The 959-nt window shown below is 31.0% G+C and carries 1 protein-coding gene; it reads right to left on the reverse strand.

Annotated elements, in window-relative coordinates:
* Positions 1–211: 211 nt before the first annotated feature.
* The gene (locus FD16_RS12440; protein ID WP_010622202.1) at positions 212–634 is read right to left on the reverse strand and encodes a hypothetical protein; all 423 of its coding nucleotides are present in this window, start codon (positions 632–634) and stop codon (positions 212–214) included.
* Positions 635–959: the final 325 nt, after the last annotated feature.

The following is a 959-nucleotide window of genomic DNA, read 5'->3' on the forward strand; positions in this document are numbered from 1 at the left end:
CAATCCATATCATCAAGCGTAGACGCAAGTAGCACAAGGAATTACAATAATAATCCACCTTGAATTTTATAACATTTCAAGGTGGTGTTTTTATACATAATTTTATGTTGCCCAAAATTTGACCAAAATAAAAAAGGCTTTTGCCTTTTATACATTTGGATAGTTTTCAATATTGTTAGTAAACAGGGTCGAATGGGTCAACTTATTTCTGTTATTGTAAATCATCTTTAACATCATATAAAGTTTTTCCTTTTGCAATTTGCAAGAATATTTTTGAGTGATCTTCTGGATTAATGACTGCAAAATTAGAATATTTTGAATATCCTGATTTTTTCAGCGTCTTTGATTCATATTTAACGGCTTTAGTGTAGGATTCCCATACAGAAACCTGTCCGCTATCCATTTGCTGGTACATATCGCAATTTGGATCAAGTACTGCTTCAAATGCCTGGTCTTTTTTAATCCATTTGAACTTAGTTGTACCTGTTTCATCAGGCTCTTTTAAGTCCTTGTTAACCAGTTTTGCAACGTACTTAGGTGTCACCTTGTGAGCACTAGCTGTGGAACTTCCAAAATAGGCCCCACAAACTAATGCTAGTAATACAACAAACAGTCGAGTAAACCGTTTTTTCATTATAAATCCCCCCGAGATATATTTAATTATCAGCTTTTAACGTCATCAGGGTTGGACGTAGTTACATAAAGACTACTTATATTTTTTAGATTTACTTATCACGTTTCTTTTAATATTTTTAACAATCTATACTATACCATATATATCTTATGGAATTGTCAAAATTATTTAGCCATGTTAACTATTTTTTTGTGAAAATAGTTTTTACGATTGAGTTGTGACAAATACTCGATTAGTAATTAATATAGTTAAAAAAATTAACTTAGCAAAGTGAGTTAATGCATGTTTAGCATAATCTCGAAAATCAAATTAGAAAAGCGTTTGA

Origin of the sequence: Paucilactobacillus suebicus DSM 5007 = KCTC 3549, assembly GCF_001434475.1 — a bacterium.
GTDB classification, from domain to species: Bacteria; Bacillota; Bacilli; order Lactobacillales; family Lactobacillaceae; genus Paucilactobacillus; species Paucilactobacillus suebicus.

Excerpts from the sequence above, each read along its gene's own strand:
- FD16_RS12440 (WP_010622202.1), bottom strand. The coding sequence starts at position 634 with ATGAAAAAACGGTTTACTCGACTGTTTGTTGTATTACTAGCATTAGTT.